This window comes from Amycolatopsis sp. NBC_00345, from assembly GCF_036116635.1.
Classification (GTDB): domain Bacteria; phylum Actinomycetota; class Actinomycetes; order Mycobacteriales; family Pseudonocardiaceae; genus Amycolatopsis.
In genome coordinates this window covers 6,170,960-6,184,459 of the sequence record NZ_CP107995.1, presented here as the reverse complement: position 1 = coordinate 6,184,459, position 13,500 = coordinate 6,170,960, and the positions used below count along the sequence as shown (strand labels likewise).

14 protein-coding genes are annotated in these 13,500 nt (G+C 71.1%); 9 read left to right on the top strand and 5 right to left on the bottom strand.

Annotation, left to right across the window (positions count from 1 at the left end; translation table 11 throughout):
* The first annotated feature begins 31 nt into the window (after nucleotides 1-31).
* The gene (locus tag OG943_RS27500; protein WP_328603820.1) at nucleotides 32-1,135 is read left to right on the top strand and encodes a DNA alkylation repair protein; all 1,104 of its coding nucleotides are present in this window, start codon (nucleotides 32-34) and stop codon (nucleotides 1,133-1,135) included.
* Between the two features lie 204 nt (nucleotides 1,136-1,339).
* Nucleotides 1,340-1,696 carry a nuclear transport factor 2 family protein gene (locus tag OG943_RS27495; RefSeq protein ID WP_328603819.1) on the top strand — a complete coding sequence of 119 codons (357 nt, stop codon included), beginning with the start codon at nucleotides 1,340-1,342 and terminating at the stop codon, nucleotides 1,694-1,696.
* A gap of 72 nt (nucleotides 1,697-1,768) precedes the next feature.
* On the opposite strand, the gene OG943_RS27490 is transcribed toward OG943_RS27495, so the two are convergent.
* The 3 genes from OG943_RS27490 to OG943_RS27480 all read right to left on the bottom strand — a co-directional run bounded on the left by OG943_RS27490 (nucleotide 1,769) and on the right by OG943_RS27480 (nucleotide 3,787).
* On the bottom strand, nucleotides 1,769-2,500 hold the full coding sequence (locus OG943_RS27490) for a pyrimidine reductase family protein (RefSeq protein ID WP_328603818.1): 732 nt from the start codon (nucleotides 2,498-2,500) through the stop codon (nucleotides 1,769-1,771).
* The gene (gene folP / locus OG943_RS27485) at nucleotides 2,497-3,306 is read right to left on the bottom strand and encodes a dihydropteroate synthase (protein WP_442874813.1); all 810 of its coding nucleotides are present in this window, start codon (nucleotides 3,304-3,306) and stop codon (nucleotides 2,497-2,499) included. Before folP ends, OG943_RS27490 begins: the two co-directional genes overlap by 4 nt.
* A 181-nt stretch (nucleotides 3,307-3,487) precedes the next feature.
* A complete protein-coding gene (locus OG943_RS27480) occupies nucleotides 3,488-3,787 on the bottom strand; it encodes a YciI family protein (RefSeq protein WP_328612156.1) in 300 nt (99 codons plus the stop codon).
* A gap of 211 nt (nucleotides 3,788-3,998) precedes the next feature.
* Between OG943_RS27480 and OG943_RS27475 the strand changes: the two genes are divergently transcribed.
* Nucleotides 3,999-4,907 (top strand): hypothetical protein, encoded by a 909-nt coding sequence (locus OG943_RS27475; RefSeq protein WP_328603816.1) that lies wholly within the window; start codon nucleotides 3,999-4,001, stop codon nucleotides 4,905-4,907.
* Here the strand turns inward: OG943_RS27475 and OG943_RS27470 are convergent.
* Nucleotides 4,883-5,446, bottom strand: a complete 564-nt coding sequence (locus tag OG943_RS27470; RefSeq protein WP_328603815.1) for a TetR family transcriptional regulator — start codon at nucleotides 5,444-5,446, stop codon at nucleotides 4,883-4,885. The genes OG943_RS27475 and OG943_RS27470 overlap by 25 nt on opposite strands.
* A 92-nt stretch (nucleotides 5,447-5,538) precedes the next feature.
* On the opposite strand from OG943_RS27470, the gene OG943_RS27465 reads away from it, so the two are divergent.
* Nucleotides 5,539-6,138, top strand: coding sequence for an SDR family NAD(P)-dependent oxidoreductase (locus OG943_RS27465; RefSeq protein WP_328603814.1), 600 nt, complete (start codon nucleotides 5,539-5,541; stop codon nucleotides 6,136-6,138).
* On the opposite strand, the gene OG943_RS27460 is transcribed toward OG943_RS27465, so the two are convergent.
* Nucleotides 6,133-7,998, bottom strand: coding sequence for a helix-turn-helix domain-containing protein (locus OG943_RS27460; protein WP_328603813.1), 1,866 nt, complete (start codon nucleotides 7,996-7,998; stop codon nucleotides 6,133-6,135). The two genes, OG943_RS27465 and OG943_RS27460, sit on opposite strands and share 6 nt — an antisense overlap.
* A gap of 184 nt (nucleotides 7,999-8,182) precedes the next feature.
* Between OG943_RS27460 and pucL the strand changes: the two genes are divergently transcribed.
* The 5 genes from pucL to OG943_RS27435 all read left to right on the top strand — a co-directional run bounded on the left by pucL (nucleotide 8,183) and on the right by OG943_RS27435 (nucleotide 13,329).
* On the top strand, nucleotides 8,183-9,055 hold the full coding sequence (pucL, locus tag OG943_RS27455) for a factor-independent urate hydroxylase (RefSeq protein WP_328603812.1): 873 nt from the start codon (nucleotides 8,183-8,185) through the stop codon (nucleotides 9,053-9,055).
* Between the two features lie 9 nt (nucleotides 9,056-9,064).
* Nucleotides 9,065-9,949 carry an FAD binding domain-containing protein gene (locus tag OG943_RS27450; protein ID WP_328603811.1) on the top strand — a complete coding sequence of 295 codons (885 nt, stop codon included), beginning with the start codon at nucleotides 9,065-9,067 and terminating at the stop codon, nucleotides 9,947-9,949.
* A complete protein-coding gene (locus OG943_RS27445) occupies nucleotides 9,940-10,410 on the top strand; it encodes a (2Fe-2S)-binding protein (RefSeq protein ID WP_328603810.1) in 471 nt (156 codons plus the stop codon). The genes OG943_RS27450 and OG943_RS27445 overlap by 10 nt, the downstream gene beginning before the upstream one ends.
* An 88-nt stretch (nucleotides 10,411-10,498) precedes the next feature.
* Nucleotides 10,499-12,808, top strand: coding sequence for a xanthine dehydrogenase subunit D (pucD, locus tag OG943_RS27440; RefSeq protein ID WP_328603809.1), 2,310 nt, complete (start codon nucleotides 10,499-10,501; stop codon nucleotides 12,806-12,808).
* Nucleotides 12,809-12,840: 32 nt separating this feature from the next.
* On the top strand, nucleotides 12,841-13,329 hold the full coding sequence (locus OG943_RS27435; protein ID WP_328603808.1) for a nucleoside deaminase: 489 nt from the start codon (nucleotides 12,841-12,843) through the stop codon (nucleotides 13,327-13,329).
* The last annotated feature ends 171 nt before the right edge of the window (nucleotides 13,330-13,500 follow it).

Here is a 13,500-nt window from a genome sequence, read left to right as displayed (position 1 = left end):
TATAGTCGAGTATGTAGCAGAGGGAGGGACGATGCCACTGGCGGACGAGCTGCTCAACGCGCGGGCGGCTGAAGGATTGGCTGGGAGCTTGAAAACCGCGGCGCCGGGTCTGCGGTTCCCGGCGCTGGGCCGGGCGCGGTTGACCGGGCTCGGCCTGCGCCAGCGCACCGATTTGTTGCGTGACGCGTTGCTGGCCGACCTGCCCGGCTGCTACCACGAACTGGAGGACGTGGTGCGCCGGGCATTGATCGACGACACGTTCACCGGCTGGATGATCTGGCCGGTCACCGAGGCTGTGTCGGCGCGGGCGCTCGAGGACGGTGGGCCGGCAGCGTTCGACGCGGCGCTTGATCTGCTCGCCGACCTCACCCCGCGGCTCACCGCCGAGTTCGCTGTCCGCCCGTTGCTGGACGCTGACCTCGAGCGCGCGCTGCCGAAGGTGCTGAGCTGGACGGAGCATCCCGACGAGCACGTCCGCCGGCTGGCCTCGGAGGGAACGCGGCCGTTGCTGCCCTGGGCACGGCGGGTCACTGCGATCGTGGAGCGCCCGGGGGTGACCGTGCCGATCCTCGACGCGCTGTGCCGCGACGAGTCCGCGTACGTGCGGCGTTCCGTTGCCAACCATCTGAACGACGTGAGCCGCGGCCGTCCGGAGATCGCCGTATCGGCGGCGGCTCGCTGGTCGGCCGCGGACACCGGTAAGCAGACCGCGCAACTCGTGCGCCACGGCCTGCGCACGCTGATCAAGCAGGGCGACGCGGATGCGTTGGCATTGCTGGGTTTCGCCCCGCCCACCGGCATCGCCCTCGACGGTCCCGCGCTCTCGGGCGAATCCGTGGCGGTCGGCGACGAACTCGGTTTCAGCTGCACGCTGCGCAACACGAGCGCCGCGCCGGCGAACCTGGTCGTCGATTACGTCGTGCATCACCGCAAGGCCAACGGTTCCACCACGCCCAAGGTCTTCAAGCTCACCACGAAGACTCTCGAGCCGGGGGCGGAGCTGGTCTTGGAGCGCACTCACTCGTTCCGGCTGATCACCACGCGCGTGTACCACCCGGGGCCGCACGCGCTGGAGATCCAGGTGAACGGCGAATCGTTCGGGAAAGCGGGGTTCGAGCTGCTTCCCGTGACGTGAGGGGTGAGCCGGGAGGGGTGGTGTCGGTGGGGGTGCCGGGAGTGGCCGGTGGCTCGGGTTCTGCCAGCCCAGGCCACGGAACCCCAACCCCTGAAACCTCCGACCCCCGAAAACCCCAACCCCTGAAAACCCCAGCGCCTGAAAACCCCAGCGCCTGCGTGTTTCTTGATCGCGAACGTCTCCCGGTACGGGCATACTGCGACCATGGATGCTCGCGCGCACGCTGATGTGTGGCTCGCGGCCTGGCGGGACCGGGATCTTGACGCGATCATGGCCTGTTACGCCGAGGACGTCGACTTCGTGGCGTCCACCGTCGTCCGTCGCTGGGGGCGGGCCGACGGGCACCTGCATGGCCAAGCCGAGCTGCGCCTGCACTTCGAGCGGGGTCTGGAACTCGCACCGGACCTGGCGTTCACCGAAGAGGCGCTCCTGAGCAGCCCGGACGGCTACGCGCTGTTCTACCACCGGGAGAACGGCAATCGCGCCCTCGACGTCGTGGAACTGGACGCCGCGGGGCAGGCTGCTCACGTCCGCGCTTTCTACGAGCACCAGCAGCGCTGAGGGTCGGCCAGCGGCAACGGCGGCGCGGAAGGTGTGGGAGACCGAGGAGACCGAAGCCGATCCCGCAAGCGACTAAAGCAGGTAGCGCAGCAGAAGAGTCCCGTCCTCCACCAGAACCGACGCCAGCTCCAGCCGGGCCGGGTCCAAACCGGCGCCGGCGGCGACGCGGGACGCCGTGCCGGCTACCAGGAGCGGGGCGATCGTGAGGCGCAGCTCGTCGACGACTCCGGCGGCGGCGAGGGTCGCGAACAGGTGGGGGCCGCCCTCGCAGTCGATGCGGGTCAGGCCGCGGGCGACCAGACCGTCGACGGCTGTGCGGAGGTCCACGGTGTCGGTGCCCGCGATCAGCACGTCCGCGCCCGCCGACGACCACGCCGTGCGCAGGTCCGCGGGCGCGGCTTCGCTGGTGATGACGATCGTGGGCACCGCGGCCTTCGCGATCACCGGCGCGTCGGGCGGCAGGGAACGGCCCGAAGTCACCACCGCGACCGGCGCGATCGGCGCCAGGCCGTGGCGACGACGCCGCTCGGCCGACCGCGAGTCCGGCTGCCCGCCCTCGAAACCCTCGATCAGCGCCGTTCCCGCGCCGACCAGGACGACGTCGGCGAGGTCGTTGCCCAGCCGGTAGACGGTCCGGTCCGCGGGCGTCGACAGCGTGGCCGAGCGGCCTTCGACCGTCACCGCGCCGTCGGCGCTGGAGACGAAGTTCACCGCCAGCCACTTCGGGTCCGCCGGGTAGGAGTACAGCCGCTCCAGGTCGGCGTCGGTCAGGTCGCGGGTGCCGGGCCAGATCTCGCGGATCACAGCGAACGCACCACGTTCGCCGGCGCGCGCGTGCCTGCGATGCTGGCCACCATCTCGACCACGTGCCGCGTCTCGCGCACCTGGTGCGCGCGGAACATCGCGGCCCCGTGCAGCGCGGCCACCGCCGTCGCCGCGAGAGTCCCGCTCACGCGCTCGTCGACGGACACGTCCAGAGTCTCGCCGATCACGTCCTTGTTCGACAGCGCCATCAGCACCGGCCAGCCGGTCGCGGTCAGCGCCTCGACGTTCCGCAGCAGTTCCAGCGACTGGTAAGAGTTCTTCCCGAAGTCGATGCAGGGGTCGATCATGATGCCCTCGCGCGGCACCCCGCGCTCCAGCGCCCGCTCGGCCAGCGCGGTGGTGCCCTCGATCACGGCCGCGACGACGTCGTCGTACTCGGGCCGGACGGCTTCCGTGCGCGGCTTCAAACCGTTGGTGTGCGCGCAGATGTACCCGGCGCCGTACTGCGCGGCGACGTCCAGGATCTCCGGTTCGACGGCGGCCCAGTTGTCGTTGACCAGGTCCGCGCCGGCGCGGCAGACGGCGTCCGCGACCTCGGCGCGATAGGTGTCGACGCTGATCACGAGGTCGGGGAAGGTCTCGCGGGCCCAGGCGACGGTCGGCACGACGCGGCTGATCTCCTCCGCCGCGGTGACCTCGGGGCCCTTGCCGGCGGGCACTCCGCCGATGTCGATGAGGTCCGCTCCCTCGGCGCGGGCGCGGCGGACGGCGTCCTGCGCGCGCTGCTCTTCGAAAGTGGCGCCGTGGTCGTAGAACGAATCGGGCGTGCGGTTGACGATGGCCATCACCAGTGCGCGATCGCTGGTGAGGCGGCGGCCTCGGAAGACGAGGTCGGGCGTCTTCAATGTGCTCTCCCGTGCCGGTGCGTCGGTCTCCGCGATCATAGGCGAGCTCACGACGGCAGTACGGCCGGCAGGTGGCGGGCGACGATGCCGGAGGCCACCTGCGCGCGGGCCTTCGACCGACTCAGGAGGCGAGTGCCTCGTTGATGGCGTGGAATTCGTGGGAGGTGCGGGTGGCGGAGAACTCGATCACGGTGTAGCGGGCGAGGCGTTGGAGGATGAAGGGGTCGGTGGCGAGCACGGCGTCCAGCTTGCCGCGCAGGCAGGGGCGGGTGAGGATGACCTGGTCGGCATCCCCGTTTCCTTTTCCGGAAACCAGGAACAAGCCGTGCGAAAAGTGTGACCGCACCCAATCCGCGTGTTCCGGAAGTGCGTAGTCGACTTCGTTTCGGGGCGCTGTGTATGTCAGCAGGGCTATGTACATGACTTCAGGGTAGAACTCCTGAGCCGACCGTGCATCCTCCTCCCGAGTGTCGCCGCACACTGGCAAAGTCATCTCCCGGTCAATAACTCCGGAATTCCTTTACCGGCGCTTTTTGTTTCTTTTTAATGCGACTGGCGTACGTAAATCTGCGTACGCTGGTGTCGACACCGGCACGACGACGAAACGTTGTCGTGGCACCAGACTCGGCGGCATGACTCCGATCGTGGTGGCCGTGGGCCGCATCTGGCGGGACGGCCGGCGAGTCGAGCGCGCCGCGTACGTGGTGGGCGCCGTGCTCTTCGCCGCCGGGCTGGTGAACGCCGTGGTCCTGCTGGCTTCGGGCGGCACCTGGATCGGGCCGGTTTCGCTGCGCAAGGCGGTCACGTTCGGGCTGTCGTTCGGCCTCACCCTGGCGACGGTCGCGTGGGCGACGTCGTACCTCACGGTCCGGGGCCGGACGGGGCTGCTCGGCGCGTTCCTCATCGCCTGCGTGGCCGAGGTGGCGCTGGTGACCATGCAGGCGTGGCGCGGCGTGCCGTCGCATTTCAACTTCGAGACCGGTTTCGACACGGCCGTTTCGACGACGCTCGCCGGCGGTGGCGCCGTGATCGTGGTGACCGGGCTCGGTTTCACCCTCGCGGCCTTCCTCTCACCAGGCGTGATGTCGCCGAGCCTCCGGCTGGCCGTGCGCTTCGGGCTGCTGGTGCTGATGGTCGCGCTCGCGACCGGTGCGGTGATGATCGCCCGCGGCGTCGGCGAGGCGCGCGGCGGCGACCCGCAGCTGGCGTACACCACGGCGGGCGCGCTGAAGCCGCTGCACGCCGTGGCGATGCACGCGATCCTGGTGCTGCCCGGGCTCGCGTGGCTGCTGCGGTTCACCGACTGGGCCGAACCACGGCGGCTCCGGCTGGTGTGGCTCGCCGTCGTCGCGGACGCCGTGCTGACGGCCGTCATCGGAATCGAGGCCTTCGCCGGAATTCCGCCGTTCTCGGCGCCGGTCGTTTACACCGGGTTGTCCGCTGTCGCACTCGCTGTTCTCGTCGCGGCCGTTATTATTGCGTTGTTTTCCGCGCTGCGAACGAAAGAAAGCCTTGACTATTTCCGTGCAAGCAATCCCTGAACGGCGTCGACGAGCGTAAGCCGCCGTTCGGCCCGTTCGGCGGGCAGCCGCGGGCCGAGTTCCGGGTTCGTGGTGTGCCACGCCGCGGACAGCGCCTGGATCAGGACGACCAGCTGCACCGGCGAGTAGTGCCCCGGCACCTCGCCCGCCTGCTGCGCGCGGCCGATCTCGCCCAGCCGGAGGTCGTTCGCCTCGGTGATCGCGCGCAGGTGCTCGTCGGCGGGCCGTTCGAGCCGGTACCAGGTGGACAGTCGCAGCGTCTCGGGATGGTCCTCGTAGTAGTCGAACGCGCGCCCGGTGTAGCCGGCGAGGTCGCCGGCGTCGAACGGCACGGCGGCGAAGAACGCTTTTGTCCGCTCGTCGAAGACGGCGTCGAAAAGCTGCTCCTTGCTGCCGAAGTAGGAGTAGATCATCGCCTTGTTGCAGCCCGCGGCGGCGGCGATCCGGTCGACGCGCGCGCCCGCGATGCCGTAGCCGGAGAACTCGCCGGTGGCGGCGTCGAGCAGCCGGCGTTTCGTCTGTTCCGCGTCGCGAGCCATGCGCCCAGGCTAGCAACCAACCGGTCAGTGGATTTGGGGTTGACACCGGTGTCAGGCCGTACGGTCGAGGAGACCGAGGGAAGGAGCCGGGCATGCCGGTGACGATCGTGATCGGGGCGGGACCGGGCATCGGCCGCTCGGTGGGACGCCGCTTCGAGCGGGAGGGGTTCGGGGCCGCCCTGATCTCGCGCACGGGGCCGTACCAGGCCGACGTCATGGACGAGAAGTCCCTGCGCACGGCCCTGGACGCGGCCGTCGCGGACCTCGGGCTACCGGAAGTGGTGGTCTACAACGCCGCCGTGATCCGGCCGGACACCCCGGGCGAGCTGACGGTGGACGAGCACCTGGAGCGCTGGCGGGTCAACGTGCTGGGCGCGTACGCCGCCGCCGCGCACCTGGCCCCGGCGATGGCCGCGCGGGGCCACGGCACCTTCCTGGTCACCGGCGGGATGCCGGAGCCGAAGGCGGATTACAGCAGTTTGTCGCTGGGGAAGACGGGCGTGCGGACGCTGGTGGCGCTGTTCGCCGAGCAGTACCCCGAGCTCCACTTCGCCTCGGTCACGGTCGCCGGAGCGGTCGCCCCGGGCACGGCGTTCGACCCGGACGACATCGCCGAGCACTACTGGCGGCTGCACAACCAGCCGCGTGCGGAGTGGGCGCTGGAGGCGGTCCACGACGGGCGCGCGTCATGACCAGCCCCAGCCCTGGGTGAAGCAGCCCGCCAGATAGAGGTCGACGCGGTCGGCGAACCGGCCCAGGTCCCGTCCGGTGAGGTCCGAGATCCGGCCCACCCGGTACCGCAGGGTGTTCACGTGCAGGTGCAGCGCGGCGGACGTCTGCGTCCAGGAGCCCGAGTGCTCGAGGAAGGCCCTGAGCGTTCGCAGCAGTTCGGAGCCGTGCGCGGTGTCGTAAGCCAGGACCGGGCCGAGGACCTTGTCGCCGAAGGACCGGCGCAGGTCCTCCGGGACGGCGGCGAGCAGCAGCAGGTGCGACGCGACCTCGTCACCTGCCAGGACGCTCGCGCGGCCCGGCGAAAGCGCCGCGAGCGTGCGCGCGTGCCGGGCCTCCTGGATTCCCGCGCGCAGCCCCGCCGCGTCCGGTGCCCGGCTCAGCCCGATGGCCAGGCGGGCCGAGCCCAGCGCCGGTTCGAGGGTGCGGACGGCCCCGCGCAGGTCCGCCGCCACGCGGTCGAGGCGCAGGAAAGCGGGGAACAGGCCGAAAGTCTCGCCATCGACGGTGCCGACGAGCGTCGGTCCGGAGACGGTCGCCAGCAGTTCCTCGACCAGCACCGGGGTCAGGCCGGGGCCGCCGCCCGCGACCTCGGCGGACAGCGCCACCAGTTGCGCCCGCGCGGGGAACTCCGCCGCCGCCAGCCGGGACGCCAGCTCGGCCGTCGGCGAGTCGGACAGGGCCAGACGCAGCAACGGTTCGGCCGCGCGGTTCTCGATGCGCTTCGCCTCGTCGACACGCGAGCGCTCCAGCCCGACCAGTGGCGCCAGTTCCAGCGCCAGCTCCCGCCGCCACGACGGCCACGCCGAGCAGTCCCCGTCGACCACCAGGAACCAGCTGGCCACCCGGTGCCCGGAGCGGCTCGCCGCGGCGAGGAGGGTGACCGGGCCGGACGGCGCCGAGTTGCGGGTTGCCTGCGGCGCGTTGGGAGTGGGGTCGCTGGTTGGGACGGAAGTCGAGTTGTGGGCTGTTGGTGGGGCGGGGGTGTGGTCGCCGGTTGGGACAGAAGCCGAACCGTGGGCTGTTAGTCGGCCGCCAGTTGGGAGGGAAGTCGAGTTGTGGGCTGTTGGTGGGGCGGAAGTGCGGTCGCCGGTGGGCGCAGAAGTCGAACCGCGGCCTGTTGACGGGCCGCGGTTGCGGCCGCCAGTCGAGACAGAAGCGGCGGCCGAACCGTCCGGAGCGGTTGCCTCGGCGACGGCAGACCCGCGGGTGCCGGTCGCCTCTACCGTCAGCGGCAAGCGTTCCGCCCGAAGAAAGTGCCGGGCGAGCGACGCGCGCCGGTCGGCCGGCAGGGAGTCCGGGCCGGCGATCAGGCGGCCCGTCGCGCTGAGCACCCAGCAGTCCGCGGCCAGCTCGGCCGCGCCGGCGGCGACCAGGGCGGGCAGGCCGCGGCCCTCGGTGACGGCCGCGATCAGCCGCCGGTGCGAGTCCTGCGCCGGGGCGTCGCGCTCGGCGGCGAGGCCGAGGATCACGCGTTCCGTCACCGTCGCGAAGGACACCGACAGCGGCACTTCGAACAGCGGCAGCCCGACCCGGCGGCACGACTCCACCAGGTGATCCGGCACCGGGCCGCTGAACTCGGCCGTGCCCGCGCCCAGCGCGACCACCCCCGCCGCGGCGAGGGCGCGGACGAACTCGTCCGCGTCGGCGGGACCGGGCAGCCAGCGCAGGCCGCTCAGCACGATCTCGCCGCCGTCCAGGTACCGCGTCGGGTCCTGCAGGGTCACTTGGAACACCCGCTCGAACTCGCGGTCCAGCGCCTCGGCGCCGGCCAGCAGCGTCAGCCCGAGCCCCGGCGTGTCCAGCAGCGCACCGAGCCGCACGCCTCACCCCTTCCCAGTTCCGACCCCACCAGTACCGCACACCCCACCCGGCGCGTCGTTTGGAGGAATCTACGAAAAACGGCCCCGTGTACCCCGCTCCTTTCGGCGGATCTGCCGTGGTCCGCGCCACGTCGCGGCGTGTGTACTCCCAAGACATCGAGGACACAGCGCGGGAAGGAAGACCATGGCGATCGTTCTGGGTGACAACCGCTACGGGAAGGCGGAGAACCGGCTCGTGCGCGTCGACCGCGACGGCGACGAGCACCGGATCACCGACCTCAACGTGAGCGTGTCGCTCTCCGGCGACATGAGCGACACCCACCTGACCGGGGCCAACGACAAGGTCCTGGCCACCGACACGCAGAAGAACACCGTGCACGCGTTCGCCCGCGACGGGATCGGCGAGATCGAGGACTACGCGCTGCGCCTGGCCCGCCACTTCGTGACGTCGCAGGAGAGCATCCACGGGGCGCGCGTCGAGGTCGAGTCCTATCCGTGGCAGCGGCTTCAGGTCGGCGGCCGGCCCGCGCACCACTCGTTCGCCCGCTCCGGCGGCGGCACGCGCGCCACCACCGTGACCTTCGACGGCGAGCGTGCCTGGGTGCTGGGCGGCGTGCGCGACCTGACCGTGCTGAACACCACCGGCTCGGAGTTCTGGGGCTTCCCGCGCGAGGAGTACACCACGCTCGCCGAGACCAAGGACCGCATCCTGGCCACGGCGGTGTCCGCCACCTGGCGCTTCGCCGCCGACGAGGCCGACTGGACCAAGGCGTACGACACGGCGCTGGCGTCGCTGCTCGACGCGTTCGGAGGAACGTACAGTCTGTCGCTGCAGCAGACGCTCTACGCGATGGGCACGCGTGTGCTGGAGACGGTGCCGGAGATCGTCGAGATCCGGCTTTCCCTGCCGAACAAGCATCACTTCCTGACCGACCTCTCGCCGTTCGGGCTGGACAACCCCGGTGAGGTGTTCCACGCCGCCGATCGGCCGTACGGCCTGATCGAGGGCACCGTGCTGCGCGACGACGCGCCGCCCGCCGGCCCGGCCTGGCACTGAAAGGACGTCATGGAGTTTCTGCGCCCCGCCTCGCTGGCCGAGGCACTGGCGGCCAAGGCGGCGCACCCGGACGCGGTGCCCGTCGCGGGTGGCACGGACGTGCTGGTGGAGATCAATTTCGACCACCGCCGCCCGGCCGCGCTGCTCGACCTCAACCGCGTCGCCGAGCTGTCCGGCCACGACACTGTGGACGGTCGGATCCGGATCGCCGCCGCGACGCCGTACACCCGGATCATCGCGGAACTCGGCGACCGCCTGCCCGGGCTCGCCATGGCCGCGCGGACGGTGGGCTCGCCGCAGATCCGCAACCGCGGCAGCGTCGGCGGCAACCTCGGCGCGGCCTCGCCCGCGGGCGACTCGCACCCGGCCCTGCTCGCGGCCGGCGCCGAGGTCGAGATCGCCTCGGTGCGCGGCACCCGCCGTGTCGAGGCGAAGGACTTCTACCTCGGCGTGAAGCGCAACGTTCTCGAGCCGGACGAGCTGATCACCGCCGTCCACCTCGCCCCGGCCGCCGGGCCGCAGCAGTTCAGCAAGGTCGGCACGCGCAACGCGATGGTCATCGCCGTCTGCGCCTTCGGCCTCGCGCTGCACCCGGGGGAGCGCCGGGTCGGGACCGGGGTCGGCTCGGCCGCACCGACCCCGCGCCGGGCCGTCGACGCCGAGGAGTTCATCGCCGGGGAGCTGGCGGCCGAGGACCAGTGGGACCGGCCCCGCGCGCTCGCCGACTCGGTGAAACGCCGGTTCGGCGAGCTGGTCGCGCAGGCGGCGGCTCCGATCGACGACGTCCGCGGCAGCGCGGACTATCGCAAGCACGCCCTGTCCGTCCTCGCTCGGCGGACGCTGACCTGGGCCTGGACCGACTACTGCGGCGGAAGGCAGGCCGAATGCGCGTGAACGTGGTGGTGAACGGCGAAAAGCGCCAGGCGGACAACGTCTGGGAAGGCGAGAGCCTGCTGTACGTGCTGCGCGAGCGGCTGGGCCTCGCGGGTTCGAAGAACGCCTGTGAACAGGGCGAATGCGGATCCTGCACGGTGTACCTCGACGGCGTCCCGGTGTGCTCGTGCCTGGTGGCGGCCGGTCAGGCGGAGGGTCGCGAGGTGCGTACCGTCGAAGGCCTCGCCGACGGCGACCGGCTGGACCCGATCCAAGAGTCCTTTGTGGAGTACGGGGCCATCCAATGTGGCTTCTGCACCCCCGGCTTGCTGGTGACGGCGCACGACCTCGTCGCGCGCACCACCGACCCGAGTGACGCCGAGATCCGCGAGGCGCTGGCAGGCAACCTGTGCCGTTGCACCGGGTACGAGAAGATCCTGGACGCGGTCCGGCTTGCGGCTGCGCGAAAGGAGAACGCATGAGGACTGCTTGCAGGTCCGAATCATCGGCGCCATGCCTGGCCGACGTAGCAACACAGCCGCGGCTCGCCGTGTCCGTTGAGGAGGGCGCATGACCAGGGCAGCCCCGGCCCGGTCCCCGCAGGACCTGGCCGGCACCGTCAGCGGCGGGATCGGCGCGAGCCCACTGCGCCCCGACGGCACGCTCAAGGTCCGCGGCGAGTTCGCCTACTCGTCCGACCTGTGGCACGAGGACATGCTGTGGGGCGCGACGCTGCGCAGCCCGCACCCGCACGCCCGCATCGTGCGCCTCGACGTGTCCCGCGCGCTGGCCCAGCCCGGGGTGCACGCGGTGCTCACGCACGAGGACGTGCCCGGCGAGAACGTCTACGGCCTCAAGTACCAGGACACCCCCGCGCTGGCCGAGGACCGGGTGCGGTTCCAGGGCGAGCCGGTGGCGATCCTCGCGGCCGACCACCCCGAGATCGCACGGCAGGCGCTCAAGGAGATCGACGTCGAGTACGAGGTGCTGGAGCCGATCACCGACCCCGAGCGCGCCGCGCACGACACCACGCTGCCGAAGCTGCACCCGGGCGGGAACCTGGTGCGCTACCAGCGGATCCTCAAGGGCGACCCGGACGCGGCCGCCGACGTGGTGGTCTCCGGCGTCTACGAGATCGGCATGCAGGACCAGGCGTTCCTCGGCCCGGAGTCCGGGCTGGCCGTGCCGGACGACGAGGGCGGGGTCGACCTCTACCTCGCCACCCAGTGGCTGCACGTCGACCAGCGGCAGACGGCCAAGGCGCTCGGCCTGCCACCGGAGAAGGTGCGGCTGACGCTGTCGGGCGTCGGCGGCGCGTTCGGCGGGCGTGAAGACCTGTCCATGCAGATCCACTCGTGCCTGCTGGCGCTTCGCACCGGCCGTCCGGTGAAGATGGTTTACAACCGCGAAGAGTCCTTCTTCGGCCACGTCCACCGTCACCCGGCGAAGATGTACTACGAGCACGGTGCGACGAAGGACGGCGACCTCGTGTACGTCCGCGCGCGGATGTACTTCGACGGAGGCGCGTACGCGTCCAAGACCCCGGTGGTGGTCGGCAACGGCACGACACTCAGCGTCGGCCCGTACAACGTGCCGAACGCGAAGATCGAGGGCTGGGGCGTGTACAGCAACAACCCGACGTGCGGCGCGATGCGCGGCCTCGGCGCGGTGCAGCCGACGTACGCGTACGAGTCGCAAATGGACAAACTCGCCGCCGCGCTCGGCGTCGACCCCGCGGACCTGCGGATCCGCAACGCGATGAGCGAGGGCTCCACCAACGTCACCGGCCAGGTCGTCGACTTCCCGGCGCCGGTCGGCGAGCTGGTCCAGCGGCTCAAGGACATGCCGCTGCCGCCGGAACGCACCGGTGCCGTGGACATCCGGGACCTGCCCGGCGGCGCGTCGAACGTGACGCACGGCGAGGGGGTGGTCCGCGGTGTCGGCTACGGCGTGACCATCAAGAACATCTCCTACGCCGAGGGCCTCGACGACTACTCGACGGCTCGCGTGCGGCTGCAGGTCATCGGCGGCGAGCCGGTCGCGATGGTGCACACCGCCGCGGCCGAGGTGGGGCAGGGCCTCGTCACGCTGCAGCAGCAGATCGCGCGGACGGAGCTGGGCGTGCCGCGGGTGACCGTGCACCCGGCCGACACGAGCGTCGGCGACGCGGGTTCCAGCTCGGCCTCGCGCCAGACGTACATCACCGGTGGCGCCGTACGTAATGCCTGCCGCGCGGTGGCCGAAGCGGTGTACGCGCTGGCTGAGCGTCGGCTCGTCCGCCCGGCCACCGGGATGTCGCTGGCCGGCGGCAAAGTCGTCGCCGACGACGGCGAGGTGCTCACCGGGCTGGCCGAGCTGCTGGGCGACGAGGTCGTGGAGGAGACCCGTGAATACCACCACCGCAAGACCTACCCGCTCGACCCGGAGACCGGCCAGGGCGACGCCCACGTGCAGTACGGCTTCTCCGCCCACCGCGCGGTGGTGGACGTCGACGTGGAGCTGGGCCTGGTCAAGGTCGTCCAGCTGGACTGCGCGCAGGACGTCGGTAAGGCGCTGAACCCCGACGCCGTGCTCGGCCAGATCCAGGGCGGCTCCGCGCAGGGGCTCGGGCTGGCCGTGATGGAGGAGATCCAGGTCGTCGACGGCAAGGTGCGCAACCCGTCCTTCACCGACTACCTGATCCCGACCGTCCTCGACATGCCGCCGATGCGGATCGACGTGCTGGAACGGCCCGACCCGCACTCCCCGTACGGCGTGCGCGGGGTCGGGGAGCCGCCCACGATCTCCGCGACGCCGGCGATCGCCAACGCGATCCGCGCGGCCACCGGGCTCGAACTGCCCCGTGTCCCGATCCGCCCCGAGCACATCACCGGTACCTGAAGACTTTGAAAACCATTGGGAGAGCTGAAGAAATGACCGTATCCGCCGCTGCCGACCTCGAACACGCCTGGCTCGCCGAGAGCGTCCGCATCGCCACCCGCAACGTCGCCGACGGCGGCGGCCCGTTCGGCGCGCTGGTCGCGAAGGACGGCGAGATCATCTCCACCGGCGTCAACCGCGTCACGCCTTCGCTCGACCCGACGGCGCACGCCGAGGTGGTCGCGATCCGCGCGGCCTGCCAGGCGCTGGGCGACTTCAAGCTGACGGGCTGCGTGCTCGTCTCCTCGTGCGAGCCGTGCCCGATGTGCCTCGCGTCCGCGCTGTGGGCGCGGGTGGACCGTGTGCTCTTCGCGGCCGACCGCAACGACGCCGCCAAGGCCGGGTTCGACGACCGCGCGTTTTACGAGCTGTTCGAAAACCCCCGCGAAAACTGGGAAGTACCCGTTTCCCGGCTGTCCTTGAAGGACGGCTTCGCGCCCTTCGACGCCTGGCTGGACCGGCCGGACCGCGTCGACTACTGAACCTTGTGAGTGTTTATGACGGTTCTAACCGTCATAAACACTCACAAGGGATTCGCCCCAACACCGGAAGCCCGTACCCCGGGCCCATCCCGGTGCTGACCGGAGCACCACAAAAACCGAAACGTCCCGCTTCCCACGCCCCGCTCGAATGCGGGGCGCGGTGGAGCACAC

What these genes read in the sequence shown, in the direction of transcription:
- pucD (WP_328603809.1), top strand. Translation starts at nt 10,499, where the DNA reads ATGACCAGGGCAGCCCCGGCCCGGTCCCCGCAGGACCTGGCCGGCACC.
- OG943_RS27445 (WP_328603810.1), top strand. Translation starts at nt 9,940, where the DNA reads ATGCGCGTGAACGTGGTGGTGAACGGCGAAAAGCGCCAGGCGGACAAC.
- pucL (WP_328603812.1), top strand. Translation starts at nt 8,183, where the DNA reads ATGGCGATCGTTCTGGGTGACAACCGCTACGGGAAGGCGGAGAACCGG.
- OG943_RS27480 (WP_328612156.1), bottom strand. Translation starts at nt 3,787, where the DNA reads ATGTACATAGCCCTGCTGACATACACAGCGCCCCGAAACGAAGTCGAC.
- OG943_RS27450 (WP_328603811.1), top strand. Translation starts at nt 9,065, where the DNA reads ATGGAGTTTCTGCGCCCCGCCTCGCTGGCCGAGGCACTGGCGGCCAAG.
- OG943_RS27465 (WP_328603814.1), top strand. Translation starts at nt 5,539, where the DNA reads ATGCCGGTGACGATCGTGATCGGGGCGGGACCGGGCATCGGCCGCTCG.
- OG943_RS27435 (WP_328603808.1), top strand. Translation starts at nt 12,841, where the DNA reads ATGACCGTATCCGCCGCTGCCGACCTCGAACACGCCTGGCTCGCCGAG.
- OG943_RS27470 (WP_328603815.1), bottom strand. Translation starts at nt 5,446, where the DNA reads ATGGCTCGCGACGCGGAACAGACGAAACGCCGGCTGCTCGACGCCGCC.
- folP (WP_442874813.1), bottom strand. Translation starts at nt 3,306, where the DNA reads ATGGCCATCGTCAACCGCACGCCCGATTCGTTCTACGACCACGGCGCC.
- OG943_RS27495 (WP_328603819.1), top strand. Translation starts at nt 1,340, where the DNA reads ATGGATGCTCGCGCGCACGCTGATGTGTGGCTCGCGGCCTGGCGGGAC.
- OG943_RS27475 (WP_328603816.1), top strand. Translation starts at nt 3,999, where the DNA reads ATGACTCCGATCGTGGTGGCCGTGGGCCGCATCTGGCGGGACGGCCGG.
- OG943_RS27500 (WP_328603820.1), top strand. Translation starts at nt 32, where the DNA reads ATGCCACTGGCGGACGAGCTGCTCAACGCGCGGGCGGCTGAAGGATTG.